The sequence below is a fragment of the Chelativorans salis genome, assembly GCF_025336525.1.
GTDB lineage: Bacteria > Pseudomonadota > Alphaproteobacteria > Rhizobiales > Rhizobiaceae > Chelativorans > Chelativorans salis.
The window spans coordinates 675,771-693,847 of the sequence record NZ_JAOCZP010000002.1 but is presented as its reverse complement, the minus strand read 5'-3'; the positions used below and the strand labels follow the sequence as shown (position 1 = coordinate 693,847).

Genomic DNA, 18,077 nt, shown 5'->3' with positions numbered 1-18,077 from the left:
CATGCTGATCCCCTGCCCCCATTGCGGCCCTCGCGACGTGTCGGAGTTTTCCTACCAGGGCGACGCCACGCGCACACGCCCCGACCCCGCTTCCACCGATGTTAAGGCCTGGCACGACTACGTCTACAACCGGTCGAACCCTGCAGGCCGACACAGCGAATACTGGCAGCACGCGGGTGGCTGCCGGACGCATCTCCTCGTCACGCGTGACACGCTGACCCACGAGATCCAGGCCGTCGCCTTCGCCCGCGCGGCGCTGAACGAAGGTGCCGGGAAGCCATGAGCGCGCGCCGCACTTCAACCGGCGGGCTCATCGACCGCAGCCGCACCGTCCGCTTCACCTTCGACGGCAAGACCTATACCGGCTGTGCCGGCGACACGCTCGCCTCCGCCCTCCTGGCGAACGGCATCACGCTTGTCGGCCGCTCCTTCAAGTACCACCGACCCCGCGGCGTCTACACCGCCGGCGTCGACGAGCCGAACGCGCTGGTGACGGTCTTCAAGGACGGCGTGCGCGAGCCGAACATCCCGGCAACGCAGATCGAGCTTTACGAGGGTCTGGAGGCCGAGAGCCAGAACCGCTTCCCTTCGCTCGACTACGATATCAGCGCCCTGAACCAGCTCGCCGGGCCCCTCTTCGGCGCCGGCTTCTACTACAAGACCTTCATGGGCCCGGTCGTCGGCCCGATCAAGGGCACCCGCTTCTGGATGGTCTGCGAACATTTCATCCGCCGAGCGGCGGGGCTCGGCCGTGCCGGCTACGACAAGGATCCTGTCCGCTACGAGCGCATGAACGCCTTTTGCGATGTGCTGGTGTTGGGTGCCGGGCCGGCCGGACTGATGGCGGCCGAGGCTGCCGCCAAAGGGGGAAGGCGCGTCATCCTGGCCGAGCAGGAGCCGCGCGCCGGCGGCGCCGCCAACTGGTCGGGTGAAACGATCGACGGCAAGCCGGCGGCCGGATGGGCAAAGACAATGGCGGAGCGGCTCGCCGCCATGGACAATGTCCGGCTTCTGACGCGCACCACCGTCTGGGGCTATTACGACGGTAACAATCTGGCCGCGCTCGAGCGTGTCGGTGACCATTTGGCCGCGCGCCCCCCAGGCGCGCCGCGCCACCGGCACTGGTCGATACGCGCGGAGAAGGTGGTGCTCGCCACCGGCGCATTCGAGCGGCCGATTGTCTTTCCCGGCAACGACCGGCCGGGCGTCATGCTTGCCGGGGCGGCCGAGCGCTATGCCAACCAGTTCGGCGTCGTGCCGGGCGAGAAGGTCGCCGTCTTCACCAACAACGACAGCGCCTATCGCGCCGCCGCGGCCTTAAAGAAGGCGGGCGGTGCTGTGATCGCCATTATTGACGTGCGGCCGGAGATTTCCGCTGCGGCGCGAGGGCTCGCCGAGGAAGCGGGCGTGGTGCCGCTTCTTGGCCACGCGGTGGTGGGCACCGCCGGCAAGCGGCTGACGAAGATCATGGTGCAGCGTTTCGACGCCGCCACCGGCCGCCTGTCCGGCGACGTGCGGCCCGTCGAGGCCGATTGCCTTGCCGTTTCCGGTGGCTGGTCGCCGGCGATCCACCTGGCAAGCCAAGCCGGCCGCAACCCCGCCTGGGACGGCAGGCTCAACGCCTTCCTGCCGCCGGAGCCGACGCAGGAATGGACGGGCGCCGGCGCCTTCACCGGAGCGATGACGACGGCGGAAGCGCTGTCGACGGGCCGCGACGCCGGTCTGGCCGCCGCAAGCAAAAAGGCCTCGCGCGCCAAGCTGCCGGAGGTCGCCGCGCCTGCGCTTGAGGTGAATCCCGCCCCGGTCTTTGAAATCAAGGCGGACGGCAAAGCCTTTGTCGACCTGCAGAATGACGTGACGGCCGACGATGTGCGGCTCGCTCACCGCGAGGGCTTTGTTTCCGTCGAGCACCTGAAGCGCTACACCACGCTGGGCATGGCAACCGACCAGGGCAAGACCTCCAACGTGCCGGGGCTCGCCATCATGGCCGACGCACGCGGCCTGCCAATCCCCGATGTCGGCACCACCCGCTTCCGGCCGCCCTTTTCGCCCGTTTCCATCGGCTCCCTGGCGGCGGAGAAGCACCAGCACTTCAAACCCGACCGCCTCACTCCCATACACGACTGGCACGTTGAGCGCGGCGCGCGCATGATGGAGGTCGGCCTGTGGCACCGGCCGATGATCTATGGCGATCCTGGTGAGACGGTCGAACAGGCTTACATTCGCGAGGCCGCCGCCGTGCGTGCCTCGGTCGGCATCGTCGACGTCTCCACGCTCGGTAAGATCGCCGTCAAGGGGCCGGACGCGGCGGAATTCCTCGACCGCGTCTACACCAACATGTTTTCCACGCTCGCCGTCGGCAAGGCGCGCTACGGCCTGATGCTGCGCGAGGACGGCATCGCATTCGACGACGGCACGACATGGCGGCTCGGCGAGCACGACTTCCTGATGACCACCACGACGGCGAACGCCGGCAATGTGATGCAGCATCTGGAATATTTCCTCGATGTGGTGTGGCCGGACCTGAGGGTGCACCTTACCTCCGTCACCGACCAGTGGGCGGGTGCCGCGGTGGGCGGGCCGAACGCCCGCAAGATGCTGGAAGCTTGCGTCACCCGCTCGAAGGTCGACAACGAGACCTTGCCTTTCATGGGAATCGTGCATGGTGAGATCGCCGGTGCGCCGGTGATGATCTGCCGCCTCTCCTTCTCCGGCGAGCTTGCCTACGAGGTCTATTGCGGCGCCGGCCACGGCACACATGTGTGGGAGGCGCTGATGGAGGCCGGTGAGCCTTTCGGCATCACGCCCTACGGGATGGAGGCGCTGGGTACGCTGCGTATCGAGAAGGGCCACGTGACAGGCGCGGAGATCGATGGCCGCACGACGGCGCGCGACCTTTATCTCGACTGGATGCTGTCCAAGAAAAAGCCCTTCATCGGCTCCGCCCTCATGGACCGCGAGGGCCTCATCGACAAGAACCGCATCCGCCTCGTTGGCGTCGTCTCGCTGGACGGCCAGCCGCTCGGCGGCGGCGCGCATATTGTGGAAAAAGGTAGCCTTGAGGATTTGGGCGAAAGCATCGGCCACATCACCGCCTTCTGCTATTCGCCGGCGCTTTCGAAATATATAGGCCTGGCGCTGGTCAAGGGCGGCAAGGCACGGCATGGCACGCGCGCCTTCGTTTCCGATGCGCTGAGAAAGCGCTTCGGGCCGGTCGAGATCGTCAGCCACCACTTCTTCGATCCGGAAGGGAGCCGCATGCATGGTTGAGCGCATCTCCCCCCTGGGCGAGGCCTTCCGCCCCGGCACCTATGGCAATCTCGCCGAAGGTCCCGGCGTGACGCTCACCGAGGCCACTCCCGTCACGATCGCCGAGGCCGCAGCCTGGCCTGGCAGTGCCGTGGCACTTTCGGGTGCCATCGAAACGGTCACCGGTCTCTCACTTCCCGCCGCGCCGGGTGCCGGGGTGGTGGGCGGCGGCGCTGTGGCGTTCTCCATCGGGCCGGGGCGCTATCTCGTTGCCGGGGCTGAAGGGCTGAGCACGAAGCTGCAAGCTGCCATATCGCTCGACATGGGCACCGTCACCGACCTTTCCCATGGCCGTGCTGCGCTGCGTATCGCCGGCCCGCGTGCCGAATGGGTGCTTTCGAAACTCTTCGCGCTCGATTTCTCGCCCGCCGCCTTTCCTGTCGGAGAAGGCCGCGCCACCGCCCATCATGACATCTTCGCCCAAATCCAGCGAACGGGCGGTGAGCAGTTCGACATCTACGTCTTCCGCTCCTTCGCCCGCGCTTTCTGGCAGGAGCTGTGTGCGGCGGCGGAGGAGACGGGCTACGAGGTGCGATAAGGGCTGCAGTGGTGCAAAAAAGCCTGCACCGCCTTCACTTTCGTCAATGATGTTCAGCAGCGGGAGTCTTTGCTCGGCTCGCCCATCCTCAATCCCTCCCCCAAGGGGGAGGGAAGCACGGTCGAGCGCGACATGATCCCCCTCCCGTTTGTGGGAAGGGCGAGGCTCAACCTTCGGCGGCGTCGTCCAGATCGTCGTCGCCGCGGGCCTCGTCGAGGAACTGCTCGGCGATCAGCCCGGCATTCTGCCGCAAGGTCAGTTCGATTTCACGCGCAACTTCAGGATTATCGCGCAGGAACTGCTTGGCGTTCTCACGCCCCTGGCCGAGGCGCTGGGAGTTGTAGGAGAACCAGGCGCCCGATTTTTCGACCGTGCCGGCTTTGATGCCGAGATCGATCAGTTCGCCTGTCTTCGACACGCCCTCGCCGTACATGATGTCGAACTCGACCTGCTTGAAAGGCGGAGCCAGCTTGTTCTTGACGACCTTGACGCGGGTCTGGTTGCCGACGGTCTCGTCCCGGTCCTTGACCGCACCGATGCGGCGAATGTCGAGGCGCACGGAAGCATAGAACTTCAGTGCGTTGCCGCCCGTCGTCGTCTCCGGCGAGCCGAACATAACGCCGATCTTCATGCGGATCTGGTTGATGAAGATGACCATGGTGTTGGAGCGCGAGATGGAAGCCGTCAGCTTTCTGAGCGCCTGGCTCATCAGGCGGGCCTGCATGCCGGGGAGTGAATCGCCCATCTCTCCCTCGATCTCGGCGCGCGGCGTGAGCGCAGCCACCGAATCGACGACGATGATATCGAGCGCGCCCGAGCGCACCAGCGTGTCACAAATCTCCAGCGCCTGCTCACCCGTGTCGGGCTGCGAGATGAGCAGGTTTTCCAGATCCACGCCCAGCTTGCGCGCATAGACCGGATCGAGGGCGTGCTCGGCGTCAACGAAGCCGCAAATGCCACCCTTCTTTTGCGCCTCGGCGACAGTGTGGAGCGCCAGCGTCGTCTTACCCGAGCTTTCCGGGCCGTAAATCTCGATGATACGCCCGCGCGGCAGGCCGCCGACGCCGAGCGCGATATCGAGGCCCAGCGAGCCGGTAGGGATGGTCTCGATCTCGACGACCTTGTCATTGGCGCCCAGCCGCATGATCGAGCCCTTGCCGAAGGCCCGCTCGATCTGCGAAAGCGCCGCGTCCAATGCCTTGGATTTATCCACCGACTTTTCCTCTACAAGCCGCAACGAATTCTGAGCCATGTTACAACACCCCTCTAACGTCAATGGAAGCCGCGCGGGCCAATTTCCCTATATTTTTGTGTACCTCTTTTGTTCCGTTTTGGCAATAGGGAACATGTTTCTGTTTTCAAAGGGTAATCTCATCTTGTTCTATTTTTGTTTCCGCCTCGGAGCGAAAAATGCGCAGTGTTTTTGAGACAAATGAACGCGTTTCCAACGCAAGCGGGATAACGCCATGACGCAGCCGCGCCTTCTCGCCGTCGGCGGTGCGCATGTCGACCGCAGGGGCCGTGTCACGGGTGCCCATGTGGCCGAGGCCTCAAATCCAGGCATCATGCGCGAGGAGATCGGCGGCGGCGCCTTCAATGCCGCACGGGCGGCCGTGCAGCGGGGGGCGGCGGTTTCGCTTCTGTCGCTCAGGGGCGGCGATGCGGCGGGCGAGACGGTGGCCGAGGCTATCGAGGCGGCGGGCATCGAGGATCTTTCGGCAACCTTCCTCGATCGCACGACGCCGAGCTATACGGCGATCCTTACCGAATCTGGCGATCTCGTTACCGGGCTTGCCGACATGGCGCTCTACGAGCACGGCTTCTTAAAGCAGGTGCGGCGCTCCAAGGTGCGCGATGCGGGCGCCGGGGCCGAGGCGCTGCTCTGCGATGCCAATATGCCGGCGGAGGCGATCGAGAGGCTCGTCGCGCTGGCGGCGGGAAAGCCGATCCATGCGATCGCCGTCTCGCCGGCCAAGGTAGTTCGGCTGGTGCCTGTCATCCCCTCCCTTTCCTGCCTATTCATGAATCGGCGGGAAGCCTGCTGCCTGGTGGGCGTGGCAGAGGAGACACCGCCGCTCGCCGTGGCGAAGGCTCTTGCGGAAATGGGGCTTCAGGCTGGCGTGATCACGGCCGGCGGGGGGCCTGCCCTTTGCTTCCGGCATGGCGACTTCTTGGAGATCGCCCCGCCGCCCGTCGACCGCATAGCCGACGTGACTGGCGCGGGAGACGCGCTTGCCGGCGCGACGGTGGCCGCCCTGATGCGCGGGCTTGCATTCGCGGAAGCGGTGCGCGAAGGGATGGCGGCGGCGAAGCTCGCCGTGGAGAGCGAGGACGCCGCGCCGCGGATGGACGACGAGGTCTTCCGGTCTGCGCTCGCCCGCGTGCCGCGGCCAAAGCCCGTCTGACAGACATCGAAGCAGGAGAACCCATGTCGCTCACCGCGCATATCGACATCCATCCGCCGGTCGCCGAGGCGCTTGCCGGTGGCCGAGCCGTGGTGGCGCTGGAAAGCACCATCATCACCCACGGCATGCCCTGGCCGCAGAACGACGAGATGGCGGCGGAGGTGGAGGCGATCATCGCCGAAGGAGGCGCCGTGCCGGCCACGATCGCCGTCATCGACGGGCGGCTGAAGATCGGCCTTTCCGAAGGCGAGCGGCAGGCGCTGGCGCAGCGCAAAGATGCCATGAAGCTGTCGCGCGCCGACCTCGCTTTCGCGGTCGCCGAGGGGCGGAGTGGCGGCACAACGGTGGCGGCCACCATGATGGCCGCGCATCTGGCCGGCATCGCCGTCTTCGCCACCGGCGGCATCGGCGGCGTGCACAAGGGGGCGGAGACGAACTTCGATATTTCGGCGGACCTCGACGAACTGGCGCGTACGCCGGTCATCGTGGTCTCGGCCGGCGCCAAGGCCATTCTCGACGTCCCCAAGACGCTGGAGGTGCTGGAGACGCGCGGCGTGCCGGTGGTGGGGTTCGGGACGGACGTGATGCCCGCCTTCTGGTCGCGCGGCTCGTCGCTACCGGCGCCCTTGCGGCTCGACACGCCGGAGGCAATCGCCCGCTTCCAGAAAACGCGCGCAGCGCTGCAGATCGGCGGCGGCATGCTTGTGGCAAATCCGGTGCCGCAGGAAGACGAGATAGCGGCGCCGGAGATGGAGGGCTTCATCGCCCGTGCCCAGGCTGACGCCGTGGCCGAGGGCGTGACGGGCAAGGCCGTCACACCCTTCCTGCTCGCTCGTATCCTGGAGATCACCGACGGCCGCAGCCTGAAGACGAACACCGCGCTCGTCAAAAACAATGCGCGCCTTGCGGCGCGCATTGCCAGGGCGCTTTCAGCGCAGGATGGATAAGGCGATCGGCTAGCCGGCGGTGAGCGGCGCCAGGCGGATTTCCACGCGCCGGTTCTGCTGCCTGCCCTCCTGGGTATCGTTGGAGGCGACGGGCTGGGTCGGCCCTTGGCCGATGACGGCGAAGCGCTGCGAGTTCGTGCCCTGGGCGACGAGATAGTCAGCCACCGACTGAGCGCGCTGGCGCGAAAGCTGCATGTTGTGCTCGTAGCTGCCGGTCGAATCGGTGTGGCCGTAGACGTCGACCAGCGTCTGGTTGTAGCGCTTCAAGACCAGCGCCACCGAGTTCAGCGTCGGGTAGAATGCCGGCTGGATGGAGGACGAATCGGTGGCGAAGGTGATGTTGGAAGGCATGTTCAGAACGATGTAGTCACCCTGCCGGGTCACGCTGACGCCGGTGCCCTGGAGCTGACCGCGAAGCTGCGCCTCCTGCTGGTCCATATAGGCGCCGATGCCACCGCCGGCCAAAGCGCCGATGCCAGCGCCGATCAGTGCGTTGCGCCGGTCATCGCCGCCGGCGAGCAGGCCCGCGCCTGCCCCCGCCAGTGCCCCGAGCGCCGCACCCCCTGCGGTGTTGGAAACCTTCTGCTGCCCCGTATAGGGATCGGTGGTGCAAGCCGCTGCAAAACCCGCCACAGCGGCGACCACAATCACTTTCCTGAACATAAGCTCATCCTCTCCTGACAAATATCGACCCGCAACCGCGAAAGCGACGAATCCCAATGAACGTCCCCCGGGCAGCCCTTTTAACACAAATGCGGCGAAATACGGCAAGGCCCCTAATCGGCCCGGTACAGGAGCCAGTTTTTCGTCAATTTGCCAGATGAAAGTGTGGAGAAACAGGTGACGCGGTCGCGCCCGCCGATCTTGGAGGCATAGAGCGCGCGGTCGGCCTTGGCGTAAAGGTCCTCGGCATCGCTGGCCTCGGCAGCCATGCACAGGCCGAGCGAGACGGTGATGGGGCCGAAGCCGCGCGAGGACGGGCCGATGACGAAATCGGCCTCGCCGATCGCCGTGCGCACGCGTTCGGCCGTCTCCTCGGCCGCCGCTTCCGAAAGCCCGTCGAGTACGATGGCGAATTCCTCGCCACCAGTACGCGCCACAAAGCTCCCCGCCCCGCTCTTGGTATCGATAAGCTGCGCCACCATCTGCAGAATGCGGTCGCCGACGGGATGGCCGTAGCGGTCGTTGAAGGCTTTGAAACCGTCGATATCGGCCAGGACCAGGGCGTGGAACATGACCGCCCGCTTGTCCGAACATACTCCGGCCAGCTTGCGGTCGAAGGCGCGGCGATTCCATATCTTGGTGAGCGGGTCGGTGTCGGCCAAGCGCTTGTACTGTTCCAGCTTGGATTTCACCTTCGCCAATTCGGCGCTCTTCTCGGCCATCGCCTGGCTGATCTGGCGCCCCTGGTCGAGCGTGGTCTGGGTGGCGGTCGCCATGATGCCGACGATCTTCTGCAACAGGTCGCCCGAAATCTCCTGCCGACGGCCGAGGCCGCCGGAGGTCTGGTCCAGGATGAGGCCGAATTTCTCCAGCGACGTGCGCTCACGGCCCAGGAGACCGAGGATTTCCTCGGCCCGCACGGCAATCTGCTCCTGAGCGTTCTCGACAATGGCCTGGCGGCTGCTCTGGGCGAAGTACTTACGCGACAACTCGTCGAGGGCGGCCTGTGTGGGACGGTTGCCGAGCGCGGCGAAGGCGTCGCACATTTCCCGGTTGGAGCCGGTCAGCACCTCGTAGAAGATCTCGTAATTGCGCGGCAGGCCGACGACGCCCATGCGGCGCATGGACGCCGCGATGGTTGTGGCAATGTCGGCCCTTCCCTCCGAAACGCTTGCCGTTTGCGACATGCCCTACTTCACCTTCCACGAAGTCGTGGCCCCGCCCCGAGGCACGAAGCTGAATTACGAAGGCGGTACGGTCCCCGCCGCACCACCCCCGACTGACAATTGTTTCAAATTAACGCAGCCGATCTAACGCGGAGTTAATCATGGCCGCCCGCCCGCCGCGCCTCCACCGGATCGTGGTAAACCGCGCCTTCCTCACACGATCGCTTGATCGCGCCGCGTTCTGCGGCTAGGCGTTCTCGCGTGCGGACGTGGCGGAACTGGTAGACGCAAGGGACTTAAAATCCCTCGGGCTTTGCCCGTGCGGGTTCGATCCCCGCCGTCCGCACCACCTTTTGCTCCTAAAGCTTCGGGTGCAGGCCGCCCTGCCCCCGAGCCTTCAGGAACGAGCGTCCCGGCGGCCGCCCGCAAATACCGGAGATCAGGCCGCCAGCTTCGCGGTGATCTCGGCCATCCGTTTGCCCTGGAACTTCGCACCCTCCAATTCCTGCTCGGACGGCATGCGCGAGCCGTCGCTGTTGGTGCTCGTCGTCATCCCATATGGTGAGCCGCCACGCACTGTGTCGTTGCCCGATTGCCCCTGGTAGGCGTAGGACAAGGGGACGATGATCATACCCAGATGCTGCAGGGGAATCTGCGACGTCACCACTGTCATCTCCGCACCGCCGTGCTGTGTGGCGGTGGAGCTCATGATGGTGGCGGTCTTGTTGACCAGCTTCCCCTCCATCCACAGCGGGCCCATCTGATCGAGGAAATTCTTCATCTGCGAAGACATCAGGCCGAAGCGCGTCGGTATGCCGAAGATGACGCCGTCATAATCTGCCACTTCCAACGGCTCGGCCACCGGCGCTTCCTGGTAAAGCTTGTAGCCGGCTTTCTCGGCCACTTCCCGGGGCACCAGCTCAGGCACGCGCTTGACCGTCACATCGGCGCCCGCCTCGCGAGCGCCCTCTGCCGCCGCCCGCGCCATCTGCTCCATGTGGCCCCAGCTCGAATAATAAAGAACCAAAATTTTCGTCATCGTCTTTTCTGCTCCTTGAAAATCTCATGGGCGGCGCCGGGTGCGGCGCCCTTGCCCGATGTATGCGCAGCAGCAGGCGATGAAACGCCATCGTCGGTCGACACAGTGTTCACCATTTGCCGTCCATTGCCGCGGAAGCGCGATGCAGCTATCTGACGGAGGTTGACGGAGAAAACGCGCGATGAGCGAAATCATTACGGCGGCAATGGTGGTGATCGGCGACGAAATCCTGTCCGGCCGTACCAAGGACAAGAACATCGGGCACCTGGCCGACATGCTGACGGCCGTCGGCATCGATCTCAGGGAAGTGCGCGTCGTCCCCGACGATCAGGAAGCCATCGTCGAGGCGGTCAACGGGCTGCGCGCGCGCAACACCTACGTCTTTACCACCGGCGGCATCGGGCCCACCCACGACGACATCACAGCCGACGCCATCGCCGCCGCCTTCGGCGTGCCTTGCGGCTACGAACGGGAGGCATATCGCCTTCTGGAGGAGCATTTCGCCAAGCGCGGCATCGAATTCTCCGAAGCGCGCAAGCGCATGGCACGCATGCCCGAGGGTGCCGCCCATATCGCCAATCCGATCTCCGTGGCCCCGGGCTTTTCCATCGGCAACGTCTACGTGATGGCGGGTGTGCCGGCCATCTTCCAGGCCATGCTCGACAGCGTGATTCCAAGCCTGAAGACAGGCGCAAAGCTGATCTCCGTCGCTATCCCCTCGCCACTGCCCGAAGGCACGATCGGCGGACCACTGGGCGACATCCAGACGACGCACGGCGAGACCATCATCGGCTCCTACCCGAAATACGAGGATGGCCGGTTCTGGACGGAGATCGTCATCCGCTCCCGCTCGGAGGAGGCGCTAAGGGCAGCCAAGAAAGCAGTCGAGGAGATGCTGGAGACCCTGCTGAAACGAAATTGAGCCGGCGCCGTTGACATAAGGCAAAGGCAAACGCGGGCGGGTCGTCTCTAATGGCGCCCCACGTCGCCGTCCATGGAGGCTTACATGGTCTACAAGACACTGCTCGTCATCTTGAAAGGCGAGGCCGATACGCCGCGGGTGCTGGATTTCGCCCTGCCCTTCGCCGCGCGTCACAACAGCCACGTCATCGGCCTCCATGCTGAAGCGCTGCCTATCGCCATGGCCACCCCCATGGGTGGGTCGATGGCGGACTTTACTGTCGAGATGGAAGCGGAGGCCGCCCAGCGCCACGCCGCGCTGCGTGCCATCTTCGAGGAACGCACCCAGGCCGAAGGCGTAGCGGCGGAATGGCGCGGTTATGAAAGCGTTTCAGGCGATTCGGCCGTCTCCGGCATAGAGAGCGCGCGCACGGCCGATCTGGTGATCGTCCAGCAGAACGACCCCGACGCCGACAGCCGAATGACGGCTGACGTCGAGGCGCTGATATTCGAAAGCGGCCGACCCGTCCTGCTTGTGCCCTACACCTTCAAGGGCCGCAGCGTTCCTTTCAAGGAGGTGGTCGTGGCCTGGAACGGCAGCAAGGAAGCAGCCCGCGCGGCCTTCGATGCTCTGCCGCTCATGAAGGAGGCTGGCAAGGTCGAGGTGCTGACCGTCGACGCCCGCGACACGCTGCAGCAGGACGCCGGCCTTGCGGGCGCGGCAATCGCCGCCTCGCTCGCCCGCCACGACCTCGATGTGACGACGCGGGCCGAGCACTCGGCCGGCCTGTCCCACGGCGACGTAATCGCCAACCGGCTGGCCGAAACGGATGCCGATCTCCTGGTCATGGGCGCTTTCGGCCGCTCCAGACTTTCCGAATTCGTCTTCGGCGGCGTCACCCGCACCATGCTGCAGTCGATGACAGCGCCGGTTTTGATGGCGCGGTAGTCAGTTTTGACCTTGCTCTGAATCTTTTATGACGATGGAGACCGGGGCATCCACAATGCTGTTTTCCAGGCCCGTAACGAGCCCCGTCTCTCTTGCTTGGGCGGGCGAGAGAACAAGCCTGTCGTTTTCGCTGTAAAGGAGCTTTTCTATCTCCTCGCCGGAAACCGACAGGCATTCTCTATAAATGTCGGCAATCGAATCCCTGTAAGCATTCAGAAGTTCCTGGGCGGCGTTCAATCGATCAGGCTGTATGTAGGCGGCGTCGACCCAGGTGCTTGGGGGATGAAGAAGGAAGGTTCCGCCCCTCAGCGAAAGCCTCTCCTCCGCACCACAGAACATGACCGAGGCGGCGGAAGCGACCATAGACAGATTTACAACGGTCACCGGCGTTTGAGAACTTTTGATTGCCCAGTACGCCATCTTTCCGGCATCAAGATCGCCGCCATAGCTGTTTATGTAAACATATATCTTCTTTAGGGATTTGTAATTCTCATTTAATCTGTCAATAGATTGCACGAGCTCTGAAGCGTTGCCAACCGTCATTTCCACTAAATAGTATATCTTTGCGATCTCCGCCGCCTTACGAATATCGTCATCTTCAGGAGTGGAGGCTATAACCTCGGACCGCGACGAAGAAGAGGCAAGGATCGCAGCCAGCATATACATTATAAATGAAAAAATTTTCATTTTTAATCCATTAAATTATATAAATATATTATTATTCACATATATATGGAGCGACTTTACCAACCCTCTAAACATGTCTATATTTTGACATCCCTCCATCCCGCTTGAGATTGTCGATACTGCCGATGGATCGCGACATCACCGAAATCGACGGCGCATGCCACTGTGGAGCGGTGCGCTTTCGCGTCCGGCTGAGCGAGGGCCTTCATAGCGCCCGCCGCTGCACATGCTCCTATTGCAGCATGCGCGGTGCCGTCGCCGTCACGGCCAATGTCGGCGGCATCGAGATCATCGAAGGCGAAGACGCGCTCAACCTCTACCAGTTCAACACCGGGACGGCGAAACACTACTTCTGCTCGAAGTGCGGCATCTACACCCATCATCAGCGGCGCTCGAACCCCAACGAGTACGGCGTCAACGTCGCCTGTCTTGAGGGCATTAGCCCCTTCGACTTCGAGGAGGTGCCGGTAAACGACGGCGTCAACCACCCCTCCGACGGAGGAAAGGCCAACGGCCTTGCCGGTGTCCTTCGGTTCATTCGCAACGCATAGACATTTTCCCGGCCCGATGACGATGAACGGACCTCCATCTCAAATGCCGCCCTTCGCAATCCGCCGCTTGGGCAGGGCCGACGCGGAAGGCTTCCGCATCCTGCGGCTCGAAGGCCTGCGCGCCCACCCGGAGGCTTTCGGCGCTTCCTGGGAGGAGGAGAAGCAAAGGCCGGCGGCATGGTTTGCCGACAGGTTGGAGCGCAGTGCCGTCTTCGGTGGGTTGGCGAACGACGGGAGCTTGGTGGGGGCGGCCGGTCTGGCGGTGCAGGGAGGCCTGAAGGAAAGGCACAAAGGCATCCTTTGGGGCATGTATGTGCGCCCGCAGGCGCGCCGAACCGGTCTGGCGGATGCTCTCGTGGCCCGTGTGATCGAGGAGGCCAGGGGCGCGGTCGAGGAGGTGAAGCTCACGGTCGCCACTTCCAACGAAGCAGCAATCCGCCTCTATATCCGCGCCGGCTTCGTCCAGTACGGCATGGAAAAGCGGGCGCTGAAGGTGGGTGCGCACTACCACGACGAGCTTTTGATGGCTCTGCCGCTATACGCACCCGCCTGAAACGCCCAGTTCTCCTGCCGCCTATCTCAGCGACCGCGGCTTGTCTTCTGCCTGCCACAGCCCGAGGCCAAAGCCATCCGGATCCAGAAAGTCGGCGCTCCAGCCACCAGGCGCCTCTGATACCGGTGTGACGATGGTCACGCCTTTGGCGGCGAGGTCGGCGACGATGTCGTCGATACCCCCTTCCGTCACGTCGAAGACCAGAGCTGGCGTGTCGCCGCGCCGGCCCTCCATCTGGAAGAACACGATCTCAAGTCCGTCTTCAAGGGCGCCCGACAGCCAGAAGGGCTCAGCGCCCTCCTGGCGCTGGAGGTCGAGGCCGAGGGTTTCGTTGTAGAAGCTTTCCGTGCGCGCGATATCCGAGACGTAGAAGACGATACTGGCACGTTTTGGTTTGAAGGCCATTTGCAAGGCTCCTTTTGTTTCTGCTACGCCCTCGGTTGCCGCCGCTATGGATTTTGTGAGCGCTTGACGATGAAAAGATGCCCGTCGGGATCGTGGCTGGCAAACATGCCGCCGTGCCTCAGGAGACCTGGCAGAAGGGCATCACGGATGCGGCCATAGTGGAGATCGAGGCTGAGCCCCGGCATATCCCGGGGCATTTCGATGCCCCGGCTTGCGAGATGGCGCTTCAGGGCGGCAATGCGCTGCCTGAGCGCTGTATCGGACAGGTTGAGAAGATAGGCGACCTCCCGCCGGTTATGCCCGCTGAGCGCCAGTGCCGCCACCGCCTTCAGCGCGCGGGGCAATCCGTCGAGGATCGCCATCGGCTTCTCCGGCACACCCTGCACTGCCGTTTCCGCCTGAAGCGCATGCCATGCACCCTCACGGGCCCTCGCCCGTACAGCCCCGCGTGCATTCATGCGCGCGCGGTTGCAGATGACGCCGGCGATCCAGCTCATGTTCCGGGCTTCGGCCAGATCGTGCCGGCCGTGCCTGACAGCTTCGAGCAGAGCGTCCTGCACCAGGTCCTCCGCCCCGTCCGCGCGCCGCACACAGCGCCGGGCGACGGCGAGAAGCCTCCGGTAGTGCTCAGTCCTCATCTAACCCCGTTCCTTCGGCAAATCCGTCGTCAAGCATAACCCACCGCCCTTGCGCTTCACCCCCCTTTCCGGCTAATTCCCCCTGCATTCCCGGCGCGGTACGTGCGTCGCAGCGGAGTGCGTAAGATGGCCCTTCCCGAAAAAGCCTTCCCCGTCTCGTGGGACCAGTTTCACCGCGACGCGCGAGCGCTTGCCTGGCGGCTTTCCAGCGCCAACGGCCGCTGGAAGGCGATCGTGTGCATCACCCGCGGCGGGCTGGTGCCGGCGGCCGTGATCTCGCGTGAACTCGGCATACGCCTGATCGAGACGGTCTGCGTGGCCTCCTATCACGACTACACCGAGCAGGGCGAGCTCAACATCCTCAAGGAGATCACGCCGGCGCTCCTGGAGAACGAGGGTGAGGATATCCTCATCGTCGACGACCTGACGGACACCGGCAAGACGGCAGCCATCGTGCGCGCGATGATTCCGAAGGCGCATTTCGCCACCGTCTATGCAAAACCCAAGGGCCGCCCGCTGGTCGACACCTTCATCACCGAGGTCTCGCAGGATACCTGGATCTATTTTCCCTGGGACCTGGGTTTTTCCTACCAAAAACCCATCGCCGAAGACCATATCGGCTAACGCAGAAACGTTCGGGAAAGCCGGCTGAGGGGCCTCTCCAGCCTCGCTTCTCCTTGTCTGCCTCTCGTTGCGACATACTTTGAGGGAAAGATGGTAGATTCGTGAGCGATTCTCTTTGGAAGAAACGCACCGGGTGGTGAACGGATGATTTTTACCCACGCAACGCGCATCAGTCTTGCCGAGCGTCTGCGCCGCCTTTTCGGTGGTAATCCGCCGCGCGTGCAGGCGGCGGCTCTGCCGTGGCGGCGGGAGGGCGAGCAGATCAAGGTATTGCTGGTGACGAGCCGAGGCACCGGACGCTGGGTCCTGCCTAAGGGCTGGCCGGAAGGAGGCGAAAGTCTGGACGGCACGGCCGCACGCGAGGCGCGCGAGGAGGCCGGCGTCGAGGGGTCGACGGCGAAGACGGAGATCGGCCGCTATCTCTACGGCAAGGAAACAGGCAGCGGCCTCACCTGGCGCTGCGAGGTGGCTGTCTTTCCGCTACAGGTGGAGCGGGAGGCCAAGCGCTGGCCGGAGAAGAAGGAGCGAACCCGCCGTTGGGTGAGTCCGGAAGAGGCCGCCGGCATGGTGCAGGAACCGGATTTGGCCGAACTTATCGCCACTTTCGAGGGTCATCCACGGAAAATCGCGGCTTGAAGAGCGCGATACACGGTTAATGTCAACCTGACACTTGTGCCGGTCTTACGCTTTGCCTAGGCGGTGAATATCCGCGCAGCGCAGAGGCTGCCTGGGAACTAAATCAATGCCCGGGCTCTTTGCGGTAGCAAGACGCCAACGGCCGCTGGAACCTGAGATGGCCTCGACGACCGACACCACTGCCAGAGTAAAAAAACGCACCCTCGACAAGGATCTGGACAAGCTGGTCCACGTCGAGGAGGCGACGAGCCTTGTCGCGCGCGGCCTTGTGGCGCCGGGACTGGGTCTCCTCTTCCTGGCGCTGGCCGCCGTCTTCGCCTCCGTCTACGTGATCGGCGAGCCGCGCGCCGTCATCATCATCGCCGCCGCCGCCATCGGCGCCTATATGGCACTCAACATCGGCGCCAACGACGTTGCCAACAATGTCGGCCCAGCCGTCGGCGCCAAGGCGCTGACGCTCACCGGTGCGCTTGTCATCGCCGCCATCTTTGAGACGGCCGGCGCACTTATCGCCGGCGGCGACGTGGTCAACACCGTCTCCAAAGGCATCATCGCACCCGAATCAGTGGCAAGCCCGGACATCTTCATCCGCGCCATGATGGCCGCTCTCATCTCGTCCGCCCTATGGGTGAACCTAGCGACCTGGGTCGGCGCCCCCGTCTCCACCACCCACTCTGTGGTCGGCGGCGTCATGGGGGCGGGCATCGCCGCGGCCGGCTTTTCCAGCGTCCATTGGCCCACCATGGCGCAGATCGCCGCAAGCTGGGTCGTCTCGCCCGTCATGGGCGGCCTCATCGCCGCCCTCTTCCTCGCCTTCGTCAAGACGGCGATCATCTATCAGGACGACAAGATCACCGCCGCGCGACGCTGGGTGCCGCTGCTGATCGCCATCATGGCCGGCACCTTCGCCGCCTATCTGGCCACCAAGGGGCTGAAGAAGGTGATCAGCATCGACAACGGCACCGTCGCCGCACTCGGCTTCGGCGCCTTCGCCCTTGTCTGGGCGCTGGCCCACGTCCATGTGCGCCGCCAGTCGGAGGGCATGGAAAACCGCAACCAGTCGCTCCGGCGCCTGTTCAACGTGCCGCTGGTTATCTCGGCGTCTCTTCTCTCCTTCGCCCACGGCGCCAACGACGTGGCCAACGCGGTGGGGCCGCTCGCCGCCATCGTCTTCACCGCCGAGGCGGGCGCGGTAACGACCACGGTCACGATTCCGCTGTGGGTGATGGTGATCGGCGCCTTCGGCATTTCGCTTGGCCTGGTGCTTTTCGGGCCGAAGCTCATCCGCATGGTGGGCGAGCAGATCACCAAGCTCAACCCAATGCGCGCTTTCTGCGTGGCGCTGTCGGCGGCGATCACCGTGATCATCGCCTCCGGCCTCGGGCTGCCGATAAGCTCCACCCATACCGCCGTCGGCGCGGTCTTCGGGGTCGGGTTCTTCCGCGAGTGGTACACCGCCCGCTCCAAACGCCGCCGCGCCTATCTGGAGCGAAAGGGGCTGAAGGTGAAGAACGCCCGCCCGGCAGGGAGCAAGGTCGGACCGTTCCATGTGCTGTTCGAAAACGATGAGAACGGCGGCGCCGGCGTTTCACGCGAGGAAATCGTCCGCCGCAAGCTGGTGCGTCGGGCGCATGTGCGCACCATCGTCGCCGCCTGGATAACCACCGTGCCGGCCGCGGCAGCGCTGGCCGGCGGCGTTTTCCTGTTCCTCAACGCATTCGGCTAGCAACTGCCGAGCGCCACCGGTTCGGATGGGATGGGCGGCATCGGCCCGCCGAGTGAATAGCGGCGGGAATCGCCGGCCCCCGGTTTCCGAAAAAAAAACCGCCGATCTCCCCGATATCCACATGCGTGACACACAACATATAGCGGTCACAAAACTTATAAGAAACGAATCCTTGACGGGCGAAAACGAGTCGCCTTTTAATGGCGTCGTGCCTCTTTTTGCGAGGTGCAGCCGGAGAGTCCACAAGTCGGTCAGTTTTCCAATCGGTTGTCGCGTTTGCGCATCCGCCCGTCGTCGTCGCGGGCGGAAGGAGGGCGTGTTTTCTCAAAAAAGGCGACGGG

Annotated in this window: 19 protein-coding genes and 1 tRNA gene; 13 read left to right on the top strand and 7 right to left on the bottom strand. The window is 64.2% G+C overall.

Features of this window, described 5'->3' with window-relative positions:
* Position 1: 1 nt before the first annotated feature.
* Genes N5A92_RS09360 through N5A92_RS09350 form a run of 3 tightly spaced genes read left to right on the top strand, consistent with a single transcriptional unit; the run spans position 2 to position 3,847 of the window.
* Positions 2-283: a sarcosine oxidase subunit delta gene (locus N5A92_RS09360; RefSeq protein WP_260902046.1), complete on the top strand. Its 282-nt coding sequence runs from the start codon at positions 2-4 to the stop codon at positions 281-283.
* Complete coding sequence (locus N5A92_RS09355; protein WP_260902044.1) at positions 280-3,270, top strand: sarcosine oxidase subunit alpha family protein; 2,991 nt, start codon at positions 280-282, stop codon at positions 3,268-3,270. The genes N5A92_RS09360 and N5A92_RS09355 overlap by 4 nt, the downstream gene beginning before the upstream one ends.
* Positions 3,263-3,847 (top strand): sarcosine oxidase subunit gamma family protein, encoded by a 585-nt coding sequence (locus N5A92_RS09350; protein ID WP_260902042.1) that lies wholly within the window; start codon positions 3,263-3,265, stop codon positions 3,845-3,847. The genes N5A92_RS09355 and N5A92_RS09350 overlap by 8 nt, the downstream gene beginning before the upstream one ends.
* Positions 3,848-4,013: 166 nt before the next feature.
* Here the strand turns inward: N5A92_RS09350 and recA are convergent, their stop codons facing one another.
* Positions 4,014-5,099 (bottom strand): recombinase RecA, encoded by a 1,086-nt coding sequence (gene recA, locus N5A92_RS09345; RefSeq protein WP_260902040.1) that lies wholly within the window; start codon positions 5,097-5,099, stop codon positions 4,014-4,016.
* Between the two features lie 214 nt (positions 5,100-5,313).
* On the opposite strand from recA, the gene N5A92_RS09340 reads away from it, so the two are divergent.
* Together N5A92_RS09340 and N5A92_RS09335 are read left to right on the top strand one after the other, a co-directional pair.
* Positions 5,314-6,252, top strand: coding sequence for a carbohydrate kinase family protein (locus N5A92_RS09340; protein WP_260902038.1), 939 nt, complete (start codon positions 5,314-5,316; stop codon positions 6,250-6,252).
* 23 nt (positions 6,253-6,275) lie between these two features.
* Positions 6,276-7,199, top strand: a complete 924-nt coding sequence (locus N5A92_RS09335) for a pseudouridine-5'-phosphate glycosidase (RefSeq protein ID WP_260902036.1) — start codon at positions 6,276-6,278, stop codon at positions 7,197-7,199.
* A gap of 9 nt (positions 7,200-7,208) precedes the next feature.
* Here the strand turns inward: N5A92_RS09335 and N5A92_RS09330 are convergent, their stop codons facing one another.
* Both N5A92_RS09330 and N5A92_RS09325 read right to left on the bottom strand, forming a co-directional pair.
* A complete protein-coding gene (locus N5A92_RS09330) occupies positions 7,209-7,862 on the bottom strand; it encodes a YiaD family glycine zipper/OmpA-like lipoprotein (protein WP_260902034.1) in 654 nt (217 codons plus the stop codon).
* A gap of 113 nt (positions 7,863-7,975) precedes the next feature.
* Positions 7,976-9,049, bottom strand: a complete 1,074-nt coding sequence (locus tag N5A92_RS09325) for a GGDEF domain-containing protein (protein ID WP_260902031.1) — start codon at positions 9,047-9,049, stop codon at positions 7,976-7,978.
* A gap of 242 nt (positions 9,050-9,291) precedes the next feature.
* Between N5A92_RS09325 and N5A92_RS09320 the strand changes: the two genes are divergently transcribed.
* Positions 9,292-9,377, top strand: a tRNA-Leu gene (locus N5A92_RS09320).
* 90 nt (positions 9,378-9,467) lie between these two features.
* Here the strand turns inward: N5A92_RS09320 and wrbA are convergent.
* Positions 9,468-10,067: an NAD(P)H:quinone oxidoreductase gene (gene wrbA, locus N5A92_RS09315; protein ID WP_260902028.1), complete on the bottom strand. Its 600-nt coding sequence runs from the start codon at positions 10,065-10,067 to the stop codon at positions 9,468-9,470.
* 181 nt (positions 10,068-10,248) lie between these two features.
* Between wrbA and N5A92_RS09310 the strand changes: the two genes are divergently transcribed.
* Both N5A92_RS09310 and N5A92_RS09305 read left to right on the top strand, forming a co-directional pair.
* Positions 10,249-10,989 carry a competence/damage-inducible protein A gene (locus N5A92_RS09310; RefSeq protein WP_260902026.1) on the top strand — a complete coding sequence of 247 codons (741 nt, stop codon included), beginning with the start codon at positions 10,249-10,251 and terminating at the stop codon, positions 10,987-10,989.
* A gap of 84 nt (positions 10,990-11,073) precedes the next feature.
* Complete coding sequence (locus tag N5A92_RS09305) at positions 11,074-11,916, top strand: universal stress protein (protein WP_260902024.1); 843 nt, start codon at positions 11,074-11,076, stop codon at positions 11,914-11,916.
* Here N5A92_RS09305 and N5A92_RS09300 read toward each other — a convergent pair whose 3' ends face one another.
* Positions 11,917-12,603 (bottom strand): ATP-dependent Clp protease proteolytic subunit, encoded by a 687-nt coding sequence (locus N5A92_RS09300; protein WP_260902021.1) that lies wholly within the window; start codon positions 12,601-12,603, stop codon positions 11,917-11,919.
* 125 nt (positions 12,604-12,728) lie between these two features.
* Between N5A92_RS09300 and N5A92_RS09295 the strand changes: the two genes are divergently transcribed.
* Together N5A92_RS09295 and N5A92_RS09290 are read left to right on the top strand one after the other, a co-directional pair.
* Positions 12,729-13,154: a GFA family protein gene (locus N5A92_RS09295; protein WP_260902020.1), complete on the top strand. Its 426-nt coding sequence runs from the start codon at positions 12,729-12,731 to the stop codon at positions 13,152-13,154.
* A 43-nt stretch (positions 13,155-13,197) separates the two neighbouring features.
* Complete coding sequence (locus N5A92_RS09290) at positions 13,198-13,707, top strand: GNAT family N-acetyltransferase (RefSeq protein ID WP_260902018.1); 510 nt, start codon at positions 13,198-13,200, stop codon at positions 13,705-13,707.
* 21 nt (positions 13,708-13,728) lie between these two features.
* Here the strand turns inward: N5A92_RS09290 and N5A92_RS09285 are convergent, their stop codons facing one another.
* Entirely contained in the window at positions 13,729-14,112 is a 384-nt protein-coding gene (locus N5A92_RS09285; protein WP_260902017.1) for a VOC family protein, read from the bottom strand.
* A gap of 44 nt (positions 14,113-14,156) precedes the next feature.
* Entirely contained in the window at positions 14,157-14,750 is a 594-nt protein-coding gene (locus N5A92_RS09280; RefSeq protein WP_260902014.1) for an RNA polymerase sigma factor, read from the bottom strand.
* Between the two features lie 126 nt (positions 14,751-14,876).
* Between N5A92_RS09280 and gpt the strand changes: the two genes are divergently transcribed.
* From gpt to N5A92_RS09265, 3 genes are all read left to right on the top strand, one after another.
* Positions 14,877-15,374 (top strand): xanthine phosphoribosyltransferase, encoded by a 498-nt coding sequence (gene gpt / locus N5A92_RS09275; protein WP_260902011.1) that lies wholly within the window; start codon positions 14,877-14,879, stop codon positions 15,372-15,374.
* Between the two features lie 144 nt (positions 15,375-15,518).
* A complete protein-coding gene (locus N5A92_RS09270; RefSeq protein ID WP_260902009.1) occupies positions 15,519-16,010 on the top strand; it encodes an NUDIX hydrolase in 492 nt (163 codons plus the stop codon).
* A gap of 157 nt (positions 16,011-16,167) precedes the next feature.
* Positions 16,168-17,736 carry an inorganic phosphate transporter gene (locus N5A92_RS09265; protein WP_260902007.1) on the top strand — a complete coding sequence of 523 codons (1,569 nt, stop codon included), beginning with the start codon at positions 16,168-16,170 and terminating at the stop codon, positions 17,734-17,736.
* Positions 17,737-18,077: the final 341 nt, after the last annotated feature.

Coding starts and splice junctions, on each gene's coding strand:
- N5A92_RS09360 (WP_260902046.1), top strand. CDS start 2: ATGCTGATCCCCTGCCCCCATTGCGGCCCTCGCGACGTGTCGGAGTTT.
- N5A92_RS09355 (WP_260902044.1), top strand. CDS start 280: ATGAGCGCGCGCCGCACTTCAACCGGCGGGCTCATCGACCGCAGCCGC.
- N5A92_RS09350 (WP_260902042.1), top strand. CDS start 3,263: ATGGTTGAGCGCATCTCCCCCCTGGGCGAGGCCTTCCGCCCCGGCACC.
- recA (WP_260902040.1), bottom strand. CDS start 5,099: ATGGCTCAGAATTCGTTGCGGCTTGTAGAGGAAAAGTCGGTGGATAAA.
- N5A92_RS09340 (WP_260902038.1), top strand. CDS start 5,314: ATGACGCAGCCGCGCCTTCTCGCCGTCGGCGGTGCGCATGTCGACCGC.
- N5A92_RS09335 (WP_260902036.1), top strand. CDS start 6,276: ATGTCGCTCACCGCGCATATCGACATCCATCCGCCGGTCGCCGAGGCG.
- N5A92_RS09330 (WP_260902034.1), bottom strand. CDS start 7,862: ATGTTCAGGAAAGTGATTGTGGTCGCCGCTGTGGCGGGTTTTGCAGCG.
- N5A92_RS09325 (WP_260902031.1), bottom strand. CDS start 9,049: ATGTCGCAAACGGCAAGCGTTTCGGAGGGAAGGGCCGACATTGCCACA.
- wrbA (WP_260902028.1), bottom strand. CDS start 10,067: ATGACGAAAATTTTGGTTCTTTATTATTCGAGCTGGGGCCACATGGAG.
- N5A92_RS09310 (WP_260902026.1), top strand. CDS start 10,249: ATGAGCGAAATCATTACGGCGGCAATGGTGGTGATCGGCGACGAAATC.
- N5A92_RS09305 (WP_260902024.1), top strand. CDS start 11,074: ATGGTCTACAAGACACTGCTCGTCATCTTGAAAGGCGAGGCCGATACG.
- N5A92_RS09300 (WP_260902021.1), bottom strand. CDS start 12,603: ATGAAAATTTTTTCATTTATAATGTATATGCTGGCTGCGATCCTTGCC.
- N5A92_RS09295 (WP_260902020.1), top strand. CDS start 12,729: ATGGATCGCGACATCACCGAAATCGACGGCGCATGCCACTGTGGAGCG.
- N5A92_RS09290 (WP_260902018.1), top strand. CDS start 13,198: ATGCCGCCCTTCGCAATCCGCCGCTTGGGCAGGGCCGACGCGGAAGGC.
- N5A92_RS09285 (WP_260902017.1), bottom strand. CDS start 14,112: ATGGCCTTCAAACCAAAACGTGCCAGTATCGTCTTCTACGTCTCGGAT.
- N5A92_RS09280 (WP_260902014.1), bottom strand. CDS start 14,750: ATGAGGACTGAGCACTACCGGAGGCTTCTCGCCGTCGCCCGGCGCTGT.
- gpt (WP_260902011.1), top strand. CDS start 14,877: ATGGCCCTTCCCGAAAAAGCCTTCCCCGTCTCGTGGGACCAGTTTCAC.
- N5A92_RS09270 (WP_260902009.1), top strand. CDS start 15,519: ATGATTTTTACCCACGCAACGCGCATCAGTCTTGCCGAGCGTCTGCGC.
- N5A92_RS09265 (WP_260902007.1), top strand. CDS start 16,168: ATGGCCTCGACGACCGACACCACTGCCAGAGTAAAAAAACGCACCCTC.